The organism is Lacinutrix sp. C3R15 (assembly GCF_018860825.1).
Lineage (GTDB): Bacteria > Bacteroidota > Bacteroidia > Flavobacteriales > Flavobacteriaceae > Oceanihabitans.
The window spans coordinates 369895-393370 of sequence record NZ_JAHKPZ010000015.1 but is presented as its reverse complement, the minus strand read 5'-3'; the positions used below and the strand labels follow the sequence as shown (position 1 = coordinate 393370).

The 23476-nt window shown below is 31.5% G+C and carries 22 protein-coding genes and 1 tRNA gene; 14 read left to right on the top strand and 9 right to left on the bottom strand.

What is annotated here, in order from left to right:
• The first annotated feature begins 117 nt into the window (after positions 1-117).
• The 3 genes from KO494_RS07160 to msrA all read left to right on the top strand — a co-directional run bounded on the left by KO494_RS07160 (position 118) and on the right by msrA (position 2771).
• On the top strand, positions 118-1212 hold the full coding sequence (locus KO494_RS07160; RefSeq protein WP_215966910.1) for a Nif3-like dinuclear metal center hexameric protein: 1095 nt from the start codon (positions 118-120) through the stop codon (positions 1210-1212).
• 3 nt (positions 1213-1215) lie between these two features.
• A complete protein-coding gene (locus KO494_RS07155; protein ID WP_215966909.1) occupies positions 1216-1995 on the top strand; it encodes a zinc ribbon domain-containing protein in 780 nt (259 codons plus the stop codon).
• A gap of 110 nt (positions 1996-2105) precedes the next feature.
• The gene (gene msrA, locus KO494_RS07150) at positions 2106-2771 is read left to right on the top strand and encodes a peptide-methionine (S)-S-oxide reductase MsrA (protein WP_215966908.1); all 666 of its coding nucleotides are present in this window, start codon (positions 2106-2108) and stop codon (positions 2769-2771) included.
• 44 nt (positions 2772-2815) lie between these two features.
• Here the strand turns inward: msrA and KO494_RS07145 are convergent, their stop codons facing one another.
• Positions 2816-3616, bottom strand: a complete 801-nt coding sequence (locus KO494_RS07145) for a bifunctional 2-polyprenyl-6-hydroxyphenol methylase/3-demethylubiquinol 3-O-methyltransferase UbiG (protein WP_215966907.1) — start codon at positions 3614-3616, stop codon at positions 2816-2818.
• A gap of 230 nt (positions 3617-3846) precedes the next feature.
• Between KO494_RS07145 and KO494_RS07140 the strand changes: the two genes are divergently transcribed.
• The 9 genes from KO494_RS07140 to KO494_RS07100 all read left to right on the top strand — a co-directional run bounded on the left by KO494_RS07140 (position 3847) and on the right by KO494_RS07100 (position 13590).
• A complete protein-coding gene (locus KO494_RS07140; RefSeq protein WP_215966906.1) occupies positions 3847-4512 on the top strand; it encodes a hypothetical protein in 666 nt (221 codons plus the stop codon).
• Between the two features lie 371 nt (positions 4513-4883).
• A complete protein-coding gene (kynU, locus tag KO494_RS07135; RefSeq protein ID WP_215966905.1) occupies positions 4884-6152 on the top strand; it encodes a kynureninase in 1269 nt (422 codons plus the stop codon).
• Between the two features lie 79 nt (positions 6153-6231).
• A complete protein-coding gene (locus KO494_RS07130; RefSeq protein WP_215966904.1) occupies positions 6232-7629 on the top strand; it encodes an NAD(P)/FAD-dependent oxidoreductase in 1398 nt (465 codons plus the stop codon).
• Between the two features lie 334 nt (positions 7630-7963).
• The gene (locus KO494_RS07125) at positions 7964-8368 is read left to right on the top strand and encodes a RidA family protein (RefSeq protein WP_215966903.1); all 405 of its coding nucleotides are present in this window, start codon (positions 7964-7966) and stop codon (positions 8366-8368) included.
• A gap of 79 nt (positions 8369-8447) precedes the next feature.
• The gene (locus KO494_RS07120; protein ID WP_215966902.1) at positions 8448-9887 is read left to right on the top strand and encodes an aldehyde dehydrogenase; all 1440 of its coding nucleotides are present in this window, start codon (positions 8448-8450) and stop codon (positions 9885-9887) included.
• A 114-nt stretch (positions 9888-10001) separates the two neighbouring features.
• Positions 10002-10784 (top strand): SDR family oxidoreductase, encoded by a 783-nt coding sequence (locus KO494_RS07115; protein ID WP_215966901.1) that lies wholly within the window; start codon positions 10002-10004, stop codon positions 10782-10784.
• A gap of 195 nt (positions 10785-10979) precedes the next feature.
• Positions 10980-11516, top strand: a complete 537-nt coding sequence (locus tag KO494_RS07110; RefSeq protein ID WP_215966900.1) for a 3-hydroxyanthranilate 3,4-dioxygenase — start codon at positions 10980-10982, stop codon at positions 11514-11516.
• 259 nt (positions 11517-11775) lie between these two features.
• A complete protein-coding gene (locus KO494_RS07105; RefSeq protein ID WP_215966899.1) occupies positions 11776-12861 on the top strand; it encodes an amidohydrolase family protein in 1086 nt (361 codons plus the stop codon).
• Positions 12862-12948: 87 nt separating this feature from the next.
• On the top strand, positions 12949-13590 hold the full coding sequence (locus tag KO494_RS07100) for an O-methyltransferase (RefSeq protein WP_215966898.1): 642 nt from the start codon (positions 12949-12951) through the stop codon (positions 13588-13590).
• 3 nt (positions 13591-13593) lie between these two features.
• Here the strand turns inward: KO494_RS07100 and KO494_RS07095 are convergent, their stop codons facing one another.
• The 6 genes from KO494_RS07095 to KO494_RS07070 form a co-directional block, all read right to left on the bottom strand.
• Positions 13594-15852, bottom strand: coding sequence for a response regulator (locus tag KO494_RS07095; RefSeq protein WP_215966897.1), 2259 nt, complete (start codon positions 15850-15852; stop codon positions 13594-13596).
• Positions 15853-16219: 367 nt separating this feature from the next.
• A complete protein-coding gene (locus tag KO494_RS07090) occupies positions 16220-16507 on the bottom strand; it encodes a twin-arginine translocase TatA/TatE family subunit (protein WP_215966896.1) in 288 nt (95 codons plus the stop codon).
• A gap of 83 nt (positions 16508-16590) precedes the next feature.
• Positions 16591-18897, bottom strand: coding sequence for a M1 family metallopeptidase (locus KO494_RS07085; protein WP_215966895.1), 2307 nt, complete (start codon positions 18895-18897; stop codon positions 16591-16593).
• Between the two features lie 64 nt (positions 18898-18961).
• Positions 18962-19465, bottom strand: coding sequence for a DUF6702 family protein (locus KO494_RS07080; protein WP_215966894.1), 504 nt, complete (start codon positions 19463-19465; stop codon positions 18962-18964).
• Between the two features lie 101 nt (positions 19466-19566).
• The gene (locus KO494_RS07075) at positions 19567-20349 is read right to left on the bottom strand and encodes a carboxypeptidase-like regulatory domain-containing protein (protein WP_215966893.1); all 783 of its coding nucleotides are present in this window, start codon (positions 20347-20349) and stop codon (positions 19567-19569) included.
• Complete coding sequence (locus KO494_RS07070) at positions 20327-21133, bottom strand: carboxypeptidase-like regulatory domain-containing protein (protein WP_215966892.1); 807 nt, start codon at positions 21131-21133, stop codon at positions 20327-20329. Before KO494_RS07070 ends, KO494_RS07075 begins: the two co-directional genes overlap by 23 nt.
• A 147-nt stretch (positions 21134-21280) precedes the next feature.
• On the opposite strand from KO494_RS07070, the gene pepE reads away from it, so the two are divergent.
• A complete protein-coding gene (pepE, locus tag KO494_RS07065) occupies positions 21281-21988 on the top strand; it encodes a dipeptidase PepE (RefSeq protein WP_215966891.1) in 708 nt (235 codons plus the stop codon).
• Between the two features lie 82 nt (positions 21989-22070).
• Here pepE and KO494_RS07060 read toward each other — a convergent pair.
• Both KO494_RS07060 and KO494_RS07055 read right to left on the bottom strand, forming a co-directional pair.
• Positions 22071-22143: transfer RNA gene (locus KO494_RS07060), tRNA-Gly, on the bottom strand.
• A gap of 47 nt (positions 22144-22190) precedes the next feature.
• Entirely contained in the window at positions 22191-22616 is a 426-nt protein-coding gene (locus tag KO494_RS07055; protein WP_215966890.1) for a GNAT family N-acetyltransferase, read from the bottom strand.
• A gap of 62 nt (positions 22617-22678) precedes the next feature.
• On the opposite strand from KO494_RS07055, the gene KO494_RS07050 reads away from it, so the two are divergent.
• Positions 22679-23407 carry a M15 family metallopeptidase gene (locus KO494_RS07050; protein ID WP_215966889.1) on the top strand — a complete coding sequence of 243 codons (729 nt, stop codon included), beginning with the start codon at positions 22679-22681 and terminating at the stop codon, positions 23405-23407.
• The last annotated feature ends 69 nt before the right edge of the window (positions 23408-23476 follow it).

Sequence of the window (23476 nt, the reverse complement as noted above, 5' to 3'; positions counted from 1 at the left end):
TATTTAAAATACAAAGAAAAGATTTTTTTTATGTAGTAACCTGTGACAATAAACAAAAAATAAAAACTATCCGCTTAAAGTAATTTTTTATATTTGAACTTAAACATATTTTTTTTTATGATAGTACAAGATGTTATACATTATTTAGAAGAATTTTCGCCTTTAGCTTACGCAGAAGATTTTGATAATGTTGGTCTACTTGTAGGAAACAAAAACACAAAAATAACAGGTGTTTTAGTTACCTTAGATACTTTAGAAGAAGTTGTTGACGAAGCGATTGAAACAAATTGCAACCTTATAGTAAGTTTTCACCCAATAATTTTTAAAGGACTAAAAAATATTACAGGAAAAACTTACGTAGAGCGTGTTGTAATTAAAGCCATAAAAAATGATATTGCTATCTATTCTATGCACACAGCACTAGACAATGCATGGCAAGGCGTAAACAGCATGATATGCAAACAATTACAACTAAACAACACAAGTATTTTAATTCCGCAAGCCAAAACCATAAAAAAGCTAACCACTTTTGCTCCAACAAAACAGGCCGAAAATATTAGAAAAGCACTCTTTAAAGCTGGAGCAGGAAATATTGGCAACTACAGTAACTGTAGTTTTAATTCTGAAGGAATTGGCACCTTTCAAGGCAATGAGCAAACAAATCCTGTTGTAGGAAACAAAGGAGAGTTACATACTGAAGCAGAAACACAAATTTCTGTAACCTTTGCTAAACATGCAGAATCTACAGTTTTACAAGCTCTTTTTAAAGCGCATCCTTATGAAGAAGTAGCCTATGAAATTATAACACTAGAAAACAAAAACCAACACATAGGAATGGGAATGATTGGCGAACTTGAAAACGCCATGTCTGAATCCGATTTTTTAGCCTATTTAAAAGCTAAAATGAAGGCTTCCTGTATAAGACACTCAAAATTATTAAATAAACCAATAAAAAAAATAGCTGTTCTTGGTGGCTCTGGTAGTTTTGCTATTCAGGCTGCAAAACACTCAAAAGCAGATATTTTAGTGACTTCAGATTTAAAATATCACGACTTTTTTTCTGCTGAAAACAGCATTATATTGGCAGATATCGGACATTATGAAAGCGAACAGTACACAAAAAACGGTTTAGTAGCACATCTTACAAAAAAAATTACTAATTTTGCAGTCGTTTTATCAAAGACAAACACCAATCCTGTTCAATATTTTTAAAGTATGGCAAAAAAGAAAGAAGTAACTGTAGAAGAGCGCTTAAGAGCATTGTATGATTTACAACTAATAGACTCTCGCATAGACGAAATAAGAAACGTACGCGGAGAACTTCCATTAGAAGTTCGCGATTTAGAAGATGAAGTTGCTGGTTTAAATACAAGATTAGATAAACTTGAATTAAGTTTAGAAACTATCAATAATGACATTGGCTCAAAAAAGAATTTAATTGAAGAAGCAAAATCTTTAATTAAAAAATACGCTGAGCAACAAAAAAATGTTAGAAATAACAGAGAATTTAACTCGCTTACTAAAGAGGTTGAATTTCAAGAATTAGAAATTCAATTAGCAGAAAAACACATTAAAGAGTTTAAAGCACAAATTGAGCAAAAGAAAGAAGTAATTTCTCAAACTAAAGACCGTTTAAAAGCACGTCAAACACATTTAAAACACAAACAAGGTGAATTAAATGCTATTTTGGCCGAAACGGAAAAAGAAGAAAAAGCACTTATCAAAAAATCGGATGATTATAAAGAATCTATTGAAGATCGTTTAGTTGCTGCTTACACAAGAATTAGAGTTAATGTAAAAAACGGATTAGCTGTTGTGCCTATTGAAAGAGGTGCTGCTGGTGGTTCTTACTTTACTATTCCACCTCAAGTACAAGTTGAAATTGCTAGTCGTAAAAAAATTATTACAGATGAGCACAGTGGACGTATTTTAGTAGATGCTACTTTAGCGGAAGAACAAAAAGAAAAAATGGATAAATTGTTTGCTAAACTATAATCCATTTTTACATCATATTTAAAAGCCTTTACTTTTTGTAAAGGCTTTTTTTTATATTTTTTTTTAAGGAATAGAACCTGTTTACGACTTACATATAAAATATACACTCAATGAAATTGCAAAAAAGTTTTTTATTCTCTTTTATACTTATTGCTTTATTTAGCTGTAATAACACAGCACAAGTTAAGAAAGAACAGCAAGCTATAATAAATGCAGAACCAATAGAAATTGCTTTAGAAAACGGAAAAGCAAAAGCGTATTTTGCTAGCGGATGCTTTTGGTGTGTAGAAGCTATTTTTGAAAGTGTAAATGGTGTTGAAGAATCTATTTCAGGATACGCAGGAGGCCATACAGAAAACCCAACTTATGAGGATAGCAATACAGGAAAAACTGGACATGCCGAAGCTGTTGAAATAATTTATGACCCAGAAATTATAAGCTTTGCTACTTTAGTAGATGTTTATTTTGCATCGCAAAACCCTACACAAGTAAATGGGCAAGGTCCTGATCATGGTTCACAATATCGTTCTATTATTTTTTATCAAAACCAAGAACAAAAGCAAATTATATTAAATAAAAAAGAAGCCTTAGCAGAAAAATTAAAAAAGCCAGTTGCAGCAGAAGTATACCCTTTTCAAAAATTTTGGATTGCAGAAGACTACCATCAAAACTATGAGAGGCTTCACCCTGAAAACAGATACATTCAAGGTGTATCTATACCAAGGTTAAAACGTTTTCAAGCTAAAATGCCTGAGGTTTTAAAAAAAGTACATTAATAAAAAATACAACCTGTAAGGTTTTTACCTTGCAGGTTGCTATATTATAACTTTGTTGCTTTTAATGTAAAAATTAAAGGATACAATTTATCTCTACTAACATACATTCCAGATGTTGTTTCTTCTAAATTTGGCAATACATCATAAGGAGATGCATCATACTCGTTTAAATACTCAATATGCAACCCTGCTTCTGTTAAAGCGTTTATTACTTCGCTTAAACCATGATTCCAACCATACTCTTTGCTTACTATTGTAGAGTCTTGATTAGCATAAGTACCTTCGTATTCTTCATAAATCACTTCCTCTTGCATATAACCATACTTCATAATAGGCTTCGCTTCTAAATAATCAAACATCCACACAATAGGATGAAATTCTGCTATAAAAAACACACCTCCTGTATTTAGTTTTTCAGCAATCATTTTTCCCCATGGTTTTAAATCTGGCAACCAACCTATCACACCATAACTGGTAAATACAATATCAAAGGTTTCTTTTACATGTGCAGAAGTTTCTAAAACATTACAACAAACAAATTCTGCATCAAGTTGCAGCTCTGCATTTAAATCTTTTGCCAAAGCAATTCCTGCATCGCTTAAATCAACACCAACGCATTTTGCACCTAACCTACTCCAACTTAAGGTATCTTGCCCAAAGTGACATTGTAAATGTAAAAGCCTTTTTCCAGATACGTCACCAAGCGCTTCTAATTCATAAGGCATTAAAGAACTTTTTCCTTTTTTAAAGTCCTCTAAATGGTACATATCACTTGCTGCATGTACTTTTACCTTATCATTCCATGTGGCTTTATTTACTTTAAAATAATCTGGTTTAGCATCCATAATTGTGGTTTTAAACATCTAAAATAACACATAAAAACGAAACGTATTTATAGCGCATCTAATTCATAAGGCATTAAGTGGCTTTTTTTTTATTTAAAAACTTCTAAAACATACTTACCTCCACCTTATCGTTTCATGTGGTTTTATTTGTATTAAAACAGTTTTTTTTTGATTTACCATGTTCCATTTCCTCTTTAAATCTTCGCTATCTTTGATAAAAATTAGAAATCATGAAAAACACCTATTTTTTAGCATGTATACTATTTGTCTTAATTTCTTGTAACAAGGAAGAAAAAAAAGGGATAGAAAAAGAACTTTCTATAGCAGAAAAAATAGCCAATGCTCATGGGTTTAAAAATTGGAATAAAGTTTCAAAAATAGATTTCACTTTTAATGTAGATAAAGACAGTACGCTTTTTGAAAGATCCTGGAGCTGGAAACCTAAAACAAATGATATCACTTTAATTAGCAACAAAGACACTATTAATTTCAACCGAAAAACATTAGACAGTACTTCACGTAAAGCAGATCAAAGTTTTATAAATGATAAATTTTGGTTATTAACTCCTTTTCAATTGGTTTGGGATAGTAACACAACCATAACAAAACCTTCACAAGAAAAAGCTCCTATAAGCAACTCATTACTAAACAAAATCACACTAACATACTCTAATAAAGGAGGCTACACTCCTGGTGATGCTTATGATTTTTATTATGATAACAACTATTTTATTAAAGAATGGATTTACAGAAAAGGCAATGCTAAAACACCTACATTAATAACTACTTTTGAAAACTATAAAGGTTTTAATGGCATTTTCATTGCTACAGATCACATTAAAAAAGGAGAAAACTGGAATCTTAATTTTTCAAAAATTCAAATTAATTCAAATTAATTTGAAAATAAAACATCCAAAGCACCTCTTTGTTACGTATATAAAATACCCTCCGCAATATTTATTGCGTCTATATAAATTGAAAAACGCCTTGTATTATTTTTTACAAAGCGTTTTTTTTATGCTTAAATTACTTTTAACCTATAAAGCTTGTTTGGTATGCGCACCATCACAAATAGCAGAATGCATACATTTTTCAGCCTCCCAAACTACTGTAAATTCTCCGTTTGTATATCTTTTAACTTTATTCATAACCTATTGCTTTAATCTTAAAGATACCAAAAAATCACAGATTTAATAATGCTATTTTTTGTACTTCATTCCTAAAATAATAATTCTTATTTTTGTTGGAAACCGAAAAACAACGCACATTGTCTAACTACAAACAAGGTCTAGATTACGCCAAAGAGCAAGACCAAAACGACCAAATTTCGCACTATAGAGACCAATTTCATATACCTAAAGATACAGATGGAAAAGACTGGCTATATTTTACTGGTAACTCATTAGGCTTACAACCAAAGAGCACACAAGAATATATTCAACAAGAACTAAAAGATTGGGCCAATTTTGGTGTTGAAGGTCATTTTGAAGCTAAAAACCCTTGGATGCCTTACCATGAATTCTTAACAGAATCCATGGCAAAAATTGTAGGTGCAAAACCAATTGAGGTTGTTATCATGAATACCTTAACAACCAACTTACATTTGTTAATGGTAAGCTTTTACCAACCAACAAAAACAAAATATAAAATTGTAATTGAAAGTGATGCTTTCCCTAGTGATAGATACGCAGTACAAACACAATTAGAATTTCATGGTTTTGATGCTAGTGAAGGTGTAATAGAATGGAAACCTCGTGAAGGAGAAGAACTTCTACATATAGAAGATTTAGAAACCATTCTTGAAGAACAAGGAGAGGAAATAGCATTACTACTTATTGGAGGTGTAAATTATTATACAGGACAATATTTAGACATAAAGAAAATAGCCGATTTAGGTCATGCTAAAAACTGTATGGTTGGTATAGATTTAGCGCATGGAGCAGGAAATATAAAACCAGACTTTCACAATTCTGGAGTAGATTTTGCCGCTTGGTGTACTTACAAATATTTAAATGCTGGACCAGGAAGTTTAGGCGGACTTTTTGTGCATGAAAAACATGCGCATAATAAAGATTTAAAACGATTTGCTGGTTGGTGGAGCCATAATAAATCTACACGATTTAACATGCGTCAACCTCTAGACGTTATTCCTGGAGCCGAAGGTTGGCAACTTAGTAATCCGCCAATATTATCTATGGCAGCAATTAAAGCATCTTTAGATATGTTTCATGAAGTTGGAATGGATGCACTTCGTGAAAAATCGATAAAACTAACTGGATATTTTGAGTTTTTAATTAACAATTTGAATAACGAAAAAATAAAAATAATCACACCTTCAAACCCAAAAGAACGTGGTTGCCAATTATCTATTCAAGTAAAAGATGCCGATAAAAGTTTACATAAAAAACTAACCGAAGCACATATTATTACAGACTGGAGAGAGCCAGATGTTATACGTTGTGCTCCTGTGCCTTTATACAACACCTTTGAAGATGTGTATAGAATGGTGGAAAAGTTGAAAGAAATACTGAGTTAATTTGTCATTCCTGTATAAGCAGGAATCCATTATTAATGAAAACTAAAAGAAAATTCCTGCCTTCGCAGGAATGACAATTATGAGCAAAAAAGAAAACATATTAATCATAGGAGCAGGACTTTGTGGTTCACTCCTAGCCTTGCGTTTAGCACAACGTGGTTACACAGTAAACGTATATGAAAGCAGACCAGATTTACGTACTACAGATATTTCTGCAGGACGTTCTATAAATCTTGCACTTTCTGACAGAGGTTTAAAAGCCATGCGACTTGCAGGTGTAGAAGACAAGGTAAAACCGCTTTGCATACCAATGTATGGACGTTTAATACATGATGCAGAAGGCAATACCTTTCCTTCAAACTATTCAGGAAGAGATAATGAATACATTAACTCTATTTCTAGAGGTGAATTAAACGGTTTGCTTTTAACCGAAGCAGATTTGTACGAGAATCTTACCATTCATTTTAATAAAAAATGTACTGGAGTAGACATTGAAAATAACACCGCTAGTTTTTACGATTATAAAACCAAAGAAGAATTTACTGCCAAAGGAGATGTTGTTTTTGGTACAGATGGTGCTGGTTCTTCTTTAAGAAAAAGCTATTATTTAGAACGTAAGTTTTTATTTAGCTATTCGCAAAACTATCTAACCCATGGTTATAAAGAATTAGAAATTCCTGCTGCTGCAGAAGGAAAACACCTTATAAGTAAAGATTATTTACACATTTGGCCAAGAGGTGATTATATGTTAATTGCACTACCAAATTTAGACGGAAGCTTTACAGTAACACTATTCTTAAGTTACGAGGAAGGAAAATACAATTTCAATAATCTAACAACAGAAGAAAGTATAAAAGACTTCTTTACCACGCAATTTCCGGATGCTTTAGCATTAATTCCAAACATAGCTGAGGAGTTTTTTAATAACCCAACAGGAGCTTTAGGAACCGTAAAATGTTCGCCTTGGCATTATCAAAATAAAAACGTGTTATTAGGTGATGCTGCACATGCCATTGTTCCTTTTTACGGACAAGGAATGAATGCTTCTTTTGAAGATGTTACCGTTTTTGACGCTATTTTAGAACAACACGAAGGCGATTGGGAAACCATTTTTAAAATCTACGAAAAAACCAGAAAAGCAGATACAGATGCTATTGCAGATTTGGCTATTGATAATTATTACGAAATGCGTGACCACGTTGCCAATCCTATTTTCAAAGAAAAACGAGCAATAGAAATGGCTTTAGAAAAAGAATTTCCAAATGCTTATTTTTCCAAATATTCTATGGTTACCTTTAAGGAAGATATTCCGTATTACACAGCAATGACAAAAGGAAGAGCGCAAGACAAAGCCATTTTAAATCTATTAGTTGACAAAAAAATTACAACAACTCAAGATTTAAATAGTATATTAAAGAAAGTACAACAAGAAACCGAAGCTATTTTAGAAGATGATAAAATTGCTGGATTAAAATAGTTAGCAGTTAGCAGTTAGCAGTTAGCAGTTAGCAAAAATGAAAACAACTTGGAACAAACAAGATTATATTAAAAATGAAAGCCCCAAATCAATTTGTAAGAATTGAAACATCAAGACGAAGAATAGATGAAGAAAAGCTCCGAAACAGGAGTGCAGACATTTTAGGCTGGACGACGCGGAGTTTTCAAATCGGTTTCAGTTTGCAAAACTGAAAATTCCTTGGCTTGATTGTGATTTTTTGGTTCGTTTTGCATCAAGGCAAAATGAATATAAGTAAAAAAGAAAAAATGAGTAATAAAAAAACGAGATTCCTGCTTTCGCAGGAATAACAAATATGGAAGGAACAAAGGTAACACCAAGAGGAGCATATCCACACGTAAAACAAGTAGGCGATTTTATTTTCGTTTCAGGAACCAGTTCTCGTAGAGCAGATAATAGTATTGCTGGAGTAGATATTATTGACGAAATGGGAACTAAAAAATTAAACGCTTATACACAAACACAAGAGGTATTAAAAAACATAGATACCAATCTTAAAAAAGTTGGTGCTAGCTTAAAAGATGTTGTTGATGTTACTTCCTTTTTAGTAAACATGAATGACTTTGCAGATTACAACAAAGCATACGCAGAATTTTTTAGCAAAGAAACAGGACCAACAAGAACAACAGTTGCTGTTCACCAATTGCCGCATCCTGACTTGGTGGTAGAGATTAAGGTTATGGCTTATAAAAAATTGTAACTGCTATTCCTGCAAAAACAGGAATTCATAATAAATGATAATTAAAAAGTAGATTCCTGCCTACGCAGGAATGACAAAAATGGAAAACATTCAAAACTACATAAACGGAAATTTCCACAATCCAATGCAAGCCCATTGGATAGACAACTATAATCCTAGTAATGGAGAAGTTTACGGCCAAATACCTAACTCCTCTAAAGAAGATGTAGAAAACGCATATATAGCTGCAAAATCTGCTTTTCCTGTTTGGTCACAAACAACGCTAGAAGAACGCAGCAGAATATTAATAAAAATAGCAGACTTACTAGAAGCTAATTTACAGCACTTTGCAGAAGCAGAAAGTAAAGACAACGGAAAACCTATAAGCCTGGCAAAAACGGTAGATATACCAAGAGCTGCAAGTAATTTTAGATTCTTTGGAAACGCCATCACACAATTTGCAAGCGAAAGTCACGAAAGTATTGCAGAAGCTATAAACTACACACTACGGCAACCAATAGGTGTTGTAGCTTGTATTTCACCATGGAACCTTCCACTCTATCTTTTTACCTGGAAAATTGCTCCAGCAATTGCCGCAGGAAACTGTGTAGTTGCTAAACCAAGCGAAGTAACACCAATGACAGCTTATTTATTAGGTAAAATTTGCACAGAAGCAGGTTTACCTAAAGGTGTATTAAATATTGTGCATGGTTTAGGAAGCTCAACAGGACAAGCCATTATAGAGCATGAAGATATAAAAGCGATTAGTTTTACAGGAGGAACAGCAACAGGAGCTCATATAGCAAGAGTAGCAGCTCCTATGTTTAAAAAACTGTCTTTAGAGCTGGGTGGAAAAAACCCAAACATCATTTTTGCAGATTGTGATTATAAGGATATGCTAGATACAACAGTACGCTCTTCTTTTGCCAATCAAGGTCAAATATGTTTATGCGGAAGCCGAATTTTTGTAGAAGCTTCTATTTATGAAAAATTTAAAAAAGACTTTGTTGAAAGAATTAAAGCATTAAAAGTTGGTCATCCATCAGAAGAAACAACCAATATTGGCGCATTAGTATCTAAACCACATTTAGAAAAAGTAAAAGAATATATAGAAATTGCAAAAACCGAAAACGGAAAAATTCTTTGCGGAGGAAATGAAGTAACGGTTAAAGGTTATGAAAACGGTTACTATTTAGAGCCAACGGTTATTGAAGTACAAAGTGATGACTGCAGAGTAAATCAAGAAGAAATTTTTGGTCCTGTGGTGACTATTATGCCTTTTAAAACTGAAGATGAAGTGTTACTAATGGCTAATAAAGTAAAATACGGCTTGTCTGCAACATTATGGACCAACAACTTAAAGCGTACCATGCGTATGAGCAACCAATTACAAGCTGGAATTGTTTGGGTAAATACTTGGATGATGCGTGATTTACGCACTCCTTTTGGTGGTGTAAAAGCATCTGGAGTAGGACGTGAAGGTGGTTTTGAAGCCTTACGCTTTTTTACAGAAGCTAAAAATGTTTGTATAAAATACTAGTTCCTACAAAAGTGGGAATCTTATAAATTAAAACGAAATGTCTCCTCGAACGCAGTCTAGAGCTTAATTAAAATAAGATCTCAACTACAATCAACCAGACATAAAACTTATAATATGAATTTAAACTTAAACAACAAATACGCATTAGTTTGCGGAAGCACAGCAGGAATAGGAAAAGCAACTGCTTTAGCATTAGCTGAAGAAGGTGTGCAAGTAACACTTATTGCAAGAAATGAAGAGAAACTAAAAGCCGTTTTAAAAGAATTACCACAACATAGAAATCACGACTATATCGTTGCCGATTTTTCAAACCCTAAAGCGTTACAAGAAAAAGTAGCCACTTATATTAAAGACAAGCATGGTTTTCATGTACTAGTAAATAATACTGGTGGACCAAAAGGAGGACCTGTATTTTCTGCAGACATTGAAGAATTTGAAAGCGCTTTTACACAACATTTAAAATGCAACCACGTGTTGGCACAAGCGGTTGTTCCGTTTATGAAAAGTGAAGGTTTTGGTAGAATTATAAACGTTATCTCTACATCTGTAAAACAACCTTTAGATGGTCTTGGTGTTAGTAATACCATTCGTGGTGCTGTTGCTAACTGGAGTAAAACCTTAGCCAATGAGCTTGGTCAATTTGGTATTACAGTAAACAATGTATTACCAGGAGCTACAGGAACCGATCGTTTGGCTGAAATTATTAAAAACAAATCGGCTAAAACAGGAAAAACAGAAGAAGCGTCTGCCAATGCTATGAAAAGTACTGTACCTGCAAAGCGTTTTGCAAAACCAGAAGAATTAGCAGATGCTATTACGTTTTTAGCAAGCGAAAGAGCTAGTTATATTAACGGAATTAATCTTCCGGTAGATGGCGGAAGAACAAAATCTTTATAACTGCTTCTTAAATACTTAGCTAAGCGAAGGACTTTTTTAAGCAATAAATTCGTTTTTTATTGCTAATTTTATTGCATTGATGAATCTGCGTTAAGGATTGAAAGGTTTGTTTGAGCTCCTCGCAGAGAGCGAGCCTTGAAAGCCTGACGCTACAAAGCTTTTTGCGAAGTAGCGTAACGCCCAAAATATAAAACCATGAGTACATTATTTCCGCCTATAAATTTTAAAGATTGGATTGAAGAAAATAGACATCTTTTAAAACCACCTGTTGGTAATAAAGTGGTATGGAAGGATGGCGATTTTATTGTTATGGTTGTTGGTGGACCAAATAGCAGAAAAGATTATCATTACAACGAAACACCAGAGTTTTTCTATCAAGTAGAAGGTGATATTATTTTAAAAGTAATTGATAAAGGCACACCAAAAGATATTCATATTAAGGAAGGTGAAATATTTTTATTACCTCCTAAGGTGCCGCATTCTCCGCAAAGAGGTGCCAATACGGTTGGTTTAGTAATTGAATATCCTAGAGAAAAAGGTGTTCAAGATGCATTACTTTGGTTCTGCGAAAATTGTACCACCAAATTGTATGAAGAAGATTTTACGCTAGATAATATAGAAACAGATATGCCTAAGATTTTTGACGCCTATTATGGTGACAAAGAAAAACGCACTTGCCCTAATTGTGGTGAAGTGATGCAACCTCCTAAAAAAGTTAAGCTAGAAGAGTAAAAAGGTATACCTTATTACTAAAAATAACATTAGCTTAATTGAAAGCCCAAAATCAATTTGTAAAATTGAACATTGAAATGCTGAAATAATATATGTAGCAATAAAACTGCTTACCAAATAATTAGGAGAAGTAATATGCTGCAAAAATTTACTCATTTCAATTAGATTTTTTGATTTGTTTTGCTTCCAGGCAAAATGAATAGAATAAATAATTTAAGACAAAGATTGCCAGGTCTAAAGACTAGCAACAACAAAATGTATGGAAAAACGTAAACTTAGAATTAACGGTCACTCACATCTATTGCCATATCCCGAAGAAATCCCTCAGTTTATGAAAGACAAAGAGATTTTTTGGGTAGATAAGGACCGAAAATTTATGCTTCAAAAGGATTGGAACAGACCTATTACAGACTCTAGTTTCTTTTTAGATGAAAAACTAGCCTGGATGGAACGTTTTAAAATTGATCATGCTGTAGTTTTAAACTTATCGCAATTGTATGGTAATGGATTGCGTGTAGAAGAAATGAAGCAAGCGCTTAAATTTCAGAATGATTTTAATGCCAAAGTACAGCATGAAAACCCAAGTAAATTTACTTGTGGTTTTGTTGTGCATCCTGGTTTTGTACGTGGTGCTTGCTGGGAAATTGAACGTTGTGTTGAAGAATTAGGCTTACAACTACTTTGCCTGCCAACCCATTATATGGATACTATTGGTACTTGGCGTTGTATTTTTGATGAAGAAAATGAGCCGATTTTTGAATTGGCTAATAAATATAATCTAGCAGTAGAAATACACCCTTATGATGGTGAAAAATTTATAAAACTAGAAAATACTTCTTGGCGTTTTCACCTAATATGGATGCTTGCACAATGTGCAGATGCATATCACTTTTTAACCTTAAATGGTTACCAAGATAAATATCCAAATATGCGAACTTGTTTTGCGCATGGCGGGCAATTAGCACAAATAAACTTAGGACGACGTATTCAAGGTTTTGATGGTAGACCCGATTTATTTGAAGGCAAAAGCCACCCAAGAAAAGCGGTAGGACATAAAAATATCTTTTTTGACACACTAGTACATGATACTGGAGGTCTTGATTTGTTATTAAAAAACCAAGGCTCTAAACAGGTTTTAATGGGATTAGATGACCCTTATCCTTTAGGTGAAATGGAAAGCGAAAAACAAAGCTCTTATCCTGGAAAAATTTTAGATTTAGCAATAGATAGAAAAATTATTACAGAAGCAGAACGTGATGCTATTTGGGAAGACAATGTAATACAATGGTTATGTGGAGATGACCAAGCTGCTAAAGACAAATTAGTAAAACGTATTTTAGGATAAAAACAAGGTCTCCTCGAGCGCAGTCGAGAGGTTTATTATTTAGATTATATTAAAAAATGGCTCGACTGCGCTCGACCAAATAAAGCAATGTACTTTTTACCTGAAAAATTAGACGAATACGTGGTTGCACACAGCCAAGAAGAACCTGAATTGTTACAACAACTTACACGTGAAACCTACCAAAAAATACTACAACCTATTATGCTTTCTGGACCTTACCAAGGTCGTGTATTGAGTATGATTTCTAAATTAATAAGACCAAAATCTATTTTAGAATTAGGAACTTTTACAGGCTATGCTACATTGTGTTTAGCAGAAGGTTTACAGGCAGCAGGTGAAATTCATACTATTGACATAAATGAAGAGTTAGAAGATTTTCAGCGTAAGTATTTTGACAAATCTGGTTATGGAACACAAATTCATCAACACCTAGGAAGTGCTATAGATATACTACCAAAATTAGATAAAACTTTTGATCTAGTATTTATTGATGCAGACAAGCCTAATTATGTCAATTATTTTCATTTAATTATAAATAAGCTAAAACCTGGCGGCATTATACTTTCTGATAACGTATTATGGCACGGAAAAGTGATAGAGCCCTTAAATGATAAAGATACCTCAACCAAAGCTGTTTTAGAGTTTAATACGCTTTTAAAAAATGATGATAGAATAGAAACGGTATTATTACCTATTAGAGATGGATTAACTATTAGTAGAAAGAAATAACACTTAAGCTAAAGCTTTTTCAGGAATTGACTGACTAATGTTTTTTATAATGCTTTGAAAAAATTCATAATCGTCATAAGGTTTCATAATAATATCATTAAAACCAGAAGCAAATACATTTTCTTTTACCTCTTCTATATTTGATGCTGTTAAAGCAATTATTGGTATTGTTTTATTCGATTTTCTTATTTCTTTAGTTGCCTGAAAACCATCCATAACAGGCATATTTAAATCCATAAGTATTAAATCATATTCATTTTCTTCAATAGCAACTAATGCTAAATGTCCGTTATCAACCACATCACTAATAAAGCTTTCTTTTTTAAGAATGTTTTGGGTTACAATTTGATTAATTTTATTATCCTCTACTATTAAGATTCTTTTTCCTTGATTTTCTACTAACCTTTGTTTGTAAGACTTTTTAGCTACTTTAGCTTTAGCGTCTTTATCTACTTTAAAGGTGATATTAAAGGAAAATTTAGAACCTAAACCTTCATCACTTTTTAACTCTATTTTACTTTTAAATAAACCTACTAAGTTTTTTGCTATAGAGAGTCCTAATCCTGTACCTTGATAGTTTTCGTTATGATTTCTATCTAATTGCGAAAAATTATCGAAAATTATTTTCTGTTTTTCTTGTGGTATTCCTGGTCCATCATCAATAATCTCAAAGCGTATACTGGCTAAGTCTTTATTTTGTTTTAATAAAATTAATTTAAGCCATACATTACCTTTATTTGTAAACTTCAAGCTGTTACCTAATAGATTAATAAGTATTTGGCTTAAGCGAATATTATCTGCAAAAATGTATTCTGGTATTTTATTGTCGTATTCTAAGTGCAATCTGTTTGCTGTTTCTTCTAATTGATATTCAAAAGAATCGGTTATATTAATAACCATTTGCTTTAAGTTTAAAGAATGATCTTGTAACTCAATTTTTTTAGATTCAATTTTACCTATTTGTAATACGTCATTAATTAAATTTAAAAGATAGTCTCCAGAATATTTTAAGGACTTTAAATATTTTTGATCTTGAATATTTAAGTCATTATTTTCTAGTAATAAAGAAGTTAAACCAACCACACCATACAAAGGAGTCCTTAACTCATGGCTTACGTTAGAGATAAAACCAGATTTTAACTTAGACACCTTTTCTGCTTCATTTTTAGCTTTTTCTAATTGTTGATTTCTTACTTGTAAGATAGAACTTAACTCTCTCTTGGACAGATAATTTATAAATAACGCTACTAAGCTAATTACTAAAAACACTAATGCAACCAAAAAAATAGTATTTGCTTTTTGTGTTTTTTCTGTTACTTTAACTAGTACGTCTTTTTCTTTGTTAGCTTCTGTAGCATTGCGTTTGTAATCTTCTATATCAAAAATTACTTTAGCATGATTAGATTGCTTTATTTTCTCTTCATTAATTACTTTTTCTCTATACTCATTGTGTTTTAATAAGGCAGCATATGCTTTATCATTTTTATTTAAGCTTGCTAAAGAAGTAGCATATTCTTTGTATATATTAGAAATCAATAAATTTCTTTGACTACTATTTTGGTTTAACTTATTTAAAATCAATAAAGCTTTATCAAAGTTTATAATAGAGTTATAATATGCCTTTTTTTGCGAATAATATTTACCAAACATAAATATCATTTGGCTTTCTACCAATGGAGAAATCACTACAGCTTCTTGCAAGGTTTTAGCTCTTAACATTAATGTAAAAGCCTCATCTGGTTTGTTATAATCTAAATAAATAGAACTTATATTTAAAAGAGCACTTGAAAGTATATGTGTTTTTTCTTTTTCAGAAGTATTTGTTATTACATCTATATTTTCTGCAAATTGTAACGCTTTTTGAAAATATTTCATGGCCTCATCTCTTTTATGATAGCCTTTTGAATACACTTCACCTATATTTAGATAAACACTTGCTATTAAGTAGTTTTCATTAATTTGTTTTGCTGCTTCTAATGCTTTTAAAAAAGATTTCTCTGCATCTGAATTTTCATTCATCTTTCTACTAATACTACCAACAGTAATATTAGCCATAGCTTTACCATAATTATCACCTATAGAGTCTGATAATTTTATAGCTTCATTTAAATAACTCATGGATTGCATGATTTTATTTGTATCAAACAATTCTATTCCAATAGTATTTAAACTGTCAATTTTGCTAATAATATCTCTTTCATTCTGACTGAATAAATTAGATATAACTAAAAAGTAGAAAAATATATGTAGGTAATTTTTCAATTTTTGATAATTTGGGTTGTTCAAATATAGCAAAATGAAAGTAAGAACAAAATATTAACGCCACAAATAGTTTAAAACCAACTATTTAAATACATGTTTTTACATATAAAAAATATAAAAACTGTTAAAATAAAAACAAAAAAACACCACAAGTAAAGGGCTTACTTGTATATTACAGCTATGAGTATTGAAATTATTTTTAATTATAAAAAACAGGAGTATTTGATACTATTTTTTATAGTATTAACTTAATTAATAAGTGTTTAGGCCTATTACTACTTGCCACAAAGTTTTTGAAACATTGATTTCTGTGCCTTTTTAGGTATGAGAGAGATATTATACCTATTTTTTTGGTTAGGCTTTTAACCTATAACTTTCGGCGTACAGAACCAGTAAAGTCTTCTAAATCGTCTTTTACTTTTTTAAGTTCTTCATCTACATCTTTAGTTATACTGCTATCTATGCCATGACTTTCTGCACTTTTGGTTATTTCATGCTTAATATCATTGGTTGCATTTTTAAGCGTACGCATACCTTTACCTAAACCTTTGGCTATTTCTGGTATTTTGTCTGCGCCAAATACCATAACCACCACAAATAGTATCAATACAATTTCTGGGCTACTTATAAATAAAAATGTTGTTTTTAGTATCACAATGCAAATATAGTGAGTTGTTTAATACAAATTAAAAAAGCCGACTATTAATAGTCGGCTTTTTTAAAATATTTTTTTAAAAACTAGTTTTTAACTTCTTTTTTAAAGTTGTCAAACTGGCTTTCTTTTACTTCTTTAGGCCAAGCATTATTTGATGTATCTACATCTGCTGTCTCTAAATTAGGATCTACTTGAATAGATACTAGTTCTTTTTCTGAAGCTAGAACTTTACTAACTTCCTTATCATTTAATCGCCATATTTGTGCAGGATATGTAATTGTATCTGAAGTACCATCGGCATAGGTATATTCAACAATAATAGGCATTACAAGTCCTCCTGGTTTTTCAAATGTTATGTTGTAAAAATATTTTGGTTCTTTAATTTTAGCTCTTTCTTCAGGAGTAAAATTATCCATAATATATTCATTTAATGTTGCAGAATTTTCTAAAGCAGATTTTCCTTTTAGGTTTTCATTAAAATCTTCGCTTCCTTCTTCTACAAAAAACACTAAAGGTGGTAAATCACTTAATTTCATACCTCTTTGCTCAGCAATTTTTTTAACTTCTGCATTTGGCTCATTAGAAACGTAGTACTTTTTCACTTCTTTAACACCTATATCAACATAATCTGTGGTATAGAACCATCCTCTCCAGTACCAATCTAAATCAAATGCAGAGGCATCTTCCATGGTTCTAAAGAAATCTTCTGGTGTTGGGTGTTTAAACATCCAACGGTTTGCGTATTCTTTAAAAGCATAATCAAATAATTCTGGTCCCATTACTGTTTCTCTTAATATATTAAGTGCAGTTCCTGGTTTACCATAAGCATTGTTTCCAAATTGGTAGGTATTTAATCCTTTGGTCATGATTGGAGCAATAAAATCTTGATTTCCTCCCATATAATTTACAATTTTTGCTGCAGGACCACGACGTGAAGGGTATGCTGTTTGCCCTTCTGATAATGCGTCTGGATACCATTTTCCAAAATCTTGTTCTGCTACATATTGTACAAAGGTATTTAAACCTTCGTCCATCCATGTCCATTGTCTTTCATCACTATTTACAATCATAGGAAAGAAGTTATGTCCAACTTCATGAATAATTACAGACATCATTCCAAATTTAGTTCTATCGCTATAATTACCTTCTGCATCTGGACGACCATAGTTCCAGCAAATCATTGGGTATTCCATACCTTGTTGTTTGGCATGAACAGAAATTGCTTTGTGGTATGGGTAATCAAAAGTCATACGTGAATAAGATTTTAAGGTACTTGCTACCGCTTTTGTAGACCAATCTTCCCAAAGTGGGTTTCCTTCTTTTCCGTACATAGAAACAGCCATAACATCTTTATCTCCAATCTTAACACTCATCATGTCCCAGATATATCTTCTTGAAGTTGCAAAACCAAAATCACGTACGTTTTCTGCGTATAATTTCCACGTTTTAGTTTGGGTAGATTTTGTTTTTAATTTAGCTATTGCTTCGTCTTGCGTTACAATTACAACAGGCTCATCATAAGATTTTTTAGCTTGTTCATAACGTTTCAACATTTCTTTAGTATAAACTTCTTTTCTGTTTGTAAGTTTCCCAGTACCATCTAATATATGGTCTGCAGGAACAGTAATGTTTACTTCAAAGTTTCCGAAAGGAAGTGCAAACTCGTCTCTTCCCCAGAATTGTGAGTTTTGCCAACCTTCTACATCATTATACACAGCCATTCTTGGGTAAAACTGTGCTATTACATAAGCTCTGTTATCGTCTTCAGGAAAATATTCATAACCAGATCTTCCTCTTCCGTTTACGTGGTCATTAATATTGTACCACCATTTTATAGAAAAAGAGAATTTTTCTCCTGTTGCTAATGGTTTTGGTAGTTCTACACGCATCATGGTACGATTTATCATGTGTTGTAAATCACGACCATTAGTGTCTTTTACTTCTTGAATATTAAAACCACCATCAAAAGGTTCTGTTAAATAGCTATTTGCAAAACTACCTGGAGTGTCTGCTGGTTGTGAAGCATCATTTTGTATTAAAGGTGTTTTAGAGTCTTTAGCTCTCATATTTTGATCTAACTGTACCCAAAGATATTTTAGCACATCTGGTGAATTGTTAGTGTATGTAATGGTTTCAAAACCTGAAAGTTTTGCATTAGTATCATCTAATACTAGATCCATTTTATAATCTGCTTGTTGTTGGTAATACGCAGATCCTGGTGCTCCAGATGCAGTTCTATACATGTTTGGTGTAGAAAACTCATCATAGAGTTGTTTAAATTTATTGTTGTTGGTGTGGCCTTGTTGTCTTTCTGTACTTTCTTGTTCTTGAGCAAAAGCACCAGCTGAAAGGAAAACAGCCGAAAGGAATAGATATTTTAATTTAATCATTGAATAAAAATTTGTTAGAAAATCTTGCCTAAATTAGTAAAATTTTAAAGGTATTTAACATTTTTTAATTAAAGTTTAACAAGCGGCTAAGGTTTCCTTCTCTTAAAAGAAAGCTTTTGTTTTTACCGTTTATTTTGCATCTAATTATATTCTCTTGTTCTGGAAACAAATCCAGCAATACTTTATTGCTAATTTCTATACTATTAATTGCTTTAACATCTTCTATTTCTAAATAACATAACATCACATCATCTTCATATTCTTTTCCTATAAAATTAAGTTTTGCAGGTTTTCCATTAATTGCTATTTGAAATTTTTCTTTAAGGTAACGTTCTGTGTACATGTTTACGGTAGGTAGTTCTTGCTGAATAGCTAGCGTGATTTTTTCATCATAACGTTTACGAAGCAGGTTTTCAAAATCATCTATAAAAATTCTAGAAATGATTTGAACAGATTCTTTTTCTTTAACATATGCAATTTTTGTAACACTAACATAATATTTGTGTGCTACTGTAAATGCGAATGCTGGTATAACCAAAAGTAAAATGGCTATTTTTAAATTTTTCATTTGTAAATAATTGTATGTAAAAGTAGTGCTTTTATGGTTTTCAAAAAAAACATTATATAAACACCTTCTTTTAATGAGTTAAAAAAGCAAGTAAAAGGTTTTTAATTATTTTTTAAAAACTGTTTGCTTTGCGCAAGTAAAAACTCTAATAATTCTACCTCGTTTTCTTTTTGAAGCAAGGTATAATCATATGATGTTGTTTGTAAAAAAGCATAAAAAGATTCTATTGATGCTAAAGGAATTTTAAAATTGTCATGAATAAATGCGCGAGAGTACACCTCTGTAATATCTTTAATTGGAGTAAAGTCGCGTTCTAAAACTATTTGATTTTTTTTCTTTTTCTTTTTAAAATTCACCCCAAAAAGCTTTAGCATTTCAATTGGATCAAAACCGTTATAAAGCTGTCCTTTTTTAAGAAAAACATTATCTGGTTTATTCATTCTAATATCATCAAACTCTAAGTTATCTATAGTACCAAAATCTATAGGTATTGGCTTAAAATAATCTGCATTTTCAACATCTACAACTAATTCTCCTGTTAAATTATGTGTAAGTACAACAACCTCATCCAGTGTATTAACCTCTTCTTTTACTAAAATAGTAAGTGCTTTACTTTTAATTATTTCGTCATTAATAATTACGGTTACTTCTTTAAAGAAAAGTGCAGAAATTTTTATAACATCTTTTAGTTTGGCTTGAATAACAAATTCGCCATTTACATTTGTAATGGTTCCTTTTTTAGAAGTAGTATTAAAGACATTAATATTTTCTAAATCTAAAGCATCTGAAACTATTTTACCATGAATCTCTACGGTTTGTGCTAAAGTGGTTTGTAAACCAATAAATAAAAGAAAAAGAAGTTTAATTTTTGTTGCTGTCTTCATTTAAAAACAATTGACTTTGGGTTACTAAATATTCTATTAATTCTATATCTTTTCCAGTATCTAAAAGGCTTGCATCTGTATTATTTTTTTCGGCATAAACAATAAAGGCTTCTACTTTTTCTTTAGGTATTTCAAAATTTGTACTTATAAAGTCTTGTGTATAAGCAGTCATTAAAGTATTAAAATTAGAAAACTTTTGCTCTTGTACTTCAGCTTTATTTTTAGATTTAAATCTTGGTTTTATTAACCAATTAGTAATTTTTACAAAATCTACACCATTGTAAAACCTATCTTTTATAAGTATCATATTTTCAACTGCAGCGTATTGTGGTTCTGTATATTGAAATTCTTCTATATTTTCAACATCAGAATACATAGCATTCAGGTCTAAGTTAAACGTTTTTAGCTTATTTAAATCTGTAGCCAAGTTACCAGAAAGACCGAAAGGTAAAATAACCACCTCATCTAGGTTATTAATACGTTCTACCAAAAAAGCTGTAAGTTGTCTAGAGGAGATAATATCTGGAGTAATAGTTACCATAAATGTTTTAAACTGTAAAGCAGATATTTCTATTTCATCATTTACAGCAACATTTATTTTAAATGCACCACTGCTATCTGTTAAAGTACGCATGTTTGCCGTTTTATTGTAAACCACCAAACCTTCTACCTCATTAATTTCAACAATAACCTTTCCGTTAATTTCAATTCTATCTATGGCTTGACCCAATGCGGTATAAGAAATAGAAAATAAAAAAGTAAATATTAGTAGTATATGCTTCATATTATAGGGTTTTATTAAGTTAAAGAAAAGAATTCAAATCTTAAAGAGCATACAAGAGCCAATTAAACTTTTGTTAAAACTCTTTATTACTTAAATTTACAACAAATTAATTGAATTAAAAAGATTTCTAGGCCTAGAAAAACTACCATGAAAAACATTATTATAGCGAGTACTTCTACCATATACGGAAGCGAATATTTAGAATATCTTTTAAAAGATCTAGCTCTTTTTTTTGAAAAAGCATCTACTATACTATTTATTCCTTATGCAAGGCCAAGTGGCATATCGCATGACGAGTACACACTAAAAGCAAGAGAAGCTTTTTATAAAATAGACAAGAAGGTAATAGGAATTCACACTGTTAAAAATCCTGTAGAAGCTATTGAAAAAGCAGAAGCTATTTTTGTTGGAGGAGGTAATACGTTTGTTTTAGTTAATCAGCTTTACAAAAATAAGTTGTTTACTGCCATGAAAGAGGTAGTAGAAAATGGCACACCTTATTTAGGCACAAGCGCAGGAAGTAATATTTGTGGTTTAACTATGAATACCACTAATGACATGCCAATTGTACAACCACCAAGTTTTAAAACTATTGGTTTAGTACCTTTTAACATCAATCCGCATTATCTAGATCCAGACCCAAACTCTACACACAAAGGAGAGACCAGAGAAACTAGAATTAAAGAATTTCATGCCTATAACTCACAACCTGTAATTGGTTTACGTGAAGGAAGCTGGTTATTAGTAAAAGGAAGTACCATTGTATTAAAAGGAAAACATACCGCAAGAATTTTTAAACACAACCAAGAACCTTTTGAAGTTAATCCAGAAACAACACTTGACGATTTAAAATAAACCTTAAAAGCTATAAATAAGAAAGTTTTTTATAAAAGAATACTAAAACAAAAAAGCCTCATCTGTTAAGATAAGGCTTTTGAGCGAGAGACCAGGTTCGAACTGGCGACATTCAGCTTGGAAGGCTGACGCTCTACCAACTGAGCTACTCTCGCATTCGGATGGCAAATATATAAAATACTTTAATTTAAAAAAGAAAAATTTAAAACTTTTTTAAAAAATGATAGCCTAAAATTTTAAACCCTTCATTAAAATAAAATTTATGTGATGCAAAATTTTGAACATAGGTATTTAACTCTATGGTTTCTACATTTTTAGACAAAGCATAGTCATTAATCCAAGACATAAACTTTTTTCCTAGCCCTTGGTTTCTATAAGCTTCATTTATATAAACATGGTCTAATTCCATACTTTTTCCCGAATAATGTCTCGTAAAAAACCACATTCCGGCAACACCAACAAGCAAATCGGCATCATAAACACCTGCACATTGATAATTTTGCACTTGCATTTCTTTAAAACGCTGCATTAAAATAGTTTTAGAAATTTTTTCTTCGTTTAATTTATAAACTAACGGAATTACATCTGCTAAATTTTCTTTTTCAATAATTTTAAACGATAAAGACATAACAATAATTTTATTGTAAATTTAGTTAATTTTGATGCATCAATCGTACTTATAAAATTATATTGAAAAGAAGAAAATTCATAAAGACAACAGCTTTATCTACATTAACCTTAGCAACCATACCTAATATTACTTTTGCTAAAAACACAATCGCTATACAAGAACTTATTGGTAAAGGAAACCCAAAACTTTTTGGTGATGGTTATGCATTAAGAGAAGCTGCACATTTTGCCTTTATAAAAATGAAAAACGAAGCTTTAAAAGAAGGAATTAGCATTCAAATCGTTTCAAGCTACAGAAGTTTTAACCATCAAAAAAGTATTTGGGAGCGCAAATACAAACGCTATAAAAACCAAGGTTTAACCCAAGTGCAAAGCATTAAAAAAATAATTAATTATTCAACCATACCAGGAACCTCAAGACACCATTGGGCAACAGATATAGATATTATTGATGCTAATGTGCGTTCTCCTAAATATGTGCTTCGCGAAGAAAATTTTCACAATAATGGTGCTTACATACATTTAAAAAAATGGATGGATAAACACGCTAATTCTTTTGGTTTCTATTTAGTATATACCAAAGATGCAGGTAGAAAAGGATTTAAATATGAACCTTGGCATTATAGCTACAAGCCACTTTCGCAAAACTTCTTAAAAACATACAAGAAGATAAACATTCAAGAAATGCTAGAAAAAGAACAACTGCTAGGAAATGAATATTTAACCCAGGCATTTTTAAAAACCTACCTAAACGAAAACATATTAGATATTAATCCTGACCTTTTGTAAATCACTAAGCGTTTCAAAACTTACAAATTATATAAAAAAGCATCCATATATAATACAATAGCATAAAAA

What these genes read in the sequence shown, in the direction of transcription:
- KO494_RS07075 (WP_215966893.1), bottom strand. Translation starts at nt 20,349, where the DNA reads ATGAAGACAGCAACAAAAATTAAACTTCTTTTTCTTTTATTTATTGGT.
- KO494_RS07105 (WP_215966899.1), top strand. Translation starts at nt 11,776, where the DNA reads ATGGAAAAACGTAAACTTAGAATTAACGGTCACTCACATCTATTGCCA.
- KO494_RS07130 (WP_215966904.1), top strand. Translation starts at nt 6,232, where the DNA reads ATGAGCAAAAAAGAAAACATATTAATCATAGGAGCAGGACTTTGTGGT.
- KO494_RS07085 (WP_215966895.1), bottom strand. Translation starts at nt 18,897, where the DNA reads ATGATTAAATTAAAATATCTATTCCTTTCGGCTGTTTTCCTTTCAGCT.
- KO494_RS07070 (WP_215966892.1), bottom strand. Translation starts at nt 21,133, where the DNA reads ATGAAGCATATACTACTAATATTTACTTTTTTATTTTCTATTTCTTAT.
- KO494_RS07100 (WP_215966898.1), top strand. Translation starts at nt 12,949, where the DNA reads ATGTACTTTTTACCTGAAAAATTAGACGAATACGTGGTTGCACACAGC.
- KO494_RS07115 (WP_215966901.1), top strand. Translation starts at nt 10,002, where the DNA reads ATGAATTTAAACTTAAACAACAAATACGCATTAGTTTGCGGAAGCACA.
- KO494_RS07155 (WP_215966909.1), top strand. Translation starts at nt 1,216, where the DNA reads ATGGCAAAAAAGAAAGAAGTAACTGTAGAAGAGCGCTTAAGAGCATTG.
- KO494_RS07120 (WP_215966902.1), top strand. Translation starts at nt 8,448, where the DNA reads ATGGAAAACATTCAAAACTACATAAACGGAAATTTCCACAATCCAATG.
- KO494_RS07125 (WP_215966903.1), top strand. Translation starts at nt 7,964, where the DNA reads ATGGAAGGAACAAAGGTAACACCAAGAGGAGCATATCCACACGTAAAA.
- msrA (WP_215966908.1), top strand. Translation starts at nt 2,106, where the DNA reads ATGAAATTGCAAAAAAGTTTTTTATTCTCTTTTATACTTATTGCTTTA.
- KO494_RS07140 (WP_215966906.1), top strand. Translation starts at nt 3,847, where the DNA reads ATGAAAAACACCTATTTTTTAGCATGTATACTATTTGTCTTAATTTCT.
- KO494_RS07145 (WP_215966907.1), bottom strand. Translation starts at nt 3,616, where the DNA reads ATGGATGCTAAACCAGATTATTTTAAAGTAAATAAAGCCACATGGAAT.
- KO494_RS07055 (WP_215966890.1), bottom strand. Translation starts at nt 22,616, where the DNA reads ATGTCTTTATCGTTTAAAATTATTGAAAAAGAAAATTTAGCAGATGTA.
- pepE (WP_215966891.1), top strand. Translation starts at nt 21,281, where the DNA reads ATGAAAAACATTATTATAGCGAGTACTTCTACCATATACGGAAGCGAA.
- KO494_RS07080 (WP_215966894.1), bottom strand. Translation starts at nt 19,465, where the DNA reads ATGAAAAATTTAAAAATAGCCATTTTACTTTTGGTTATACCAGCATTC.
- KO494_RS07110 (WP_215966900.1), top strand. Translation starts at nt 10,980, where the DNA reads ATGAGTACATTATTTCCGCCTATAAATTTTAAAGATTGGATTGAAGAA.
- KO494_RS07160 (WP_215966910.1), top strand. Translation starts at nt 118, where the DNA reads ATGATAGTACAAGATGTTATACATTATTTAGAAGAATTTTCGCCTTTA.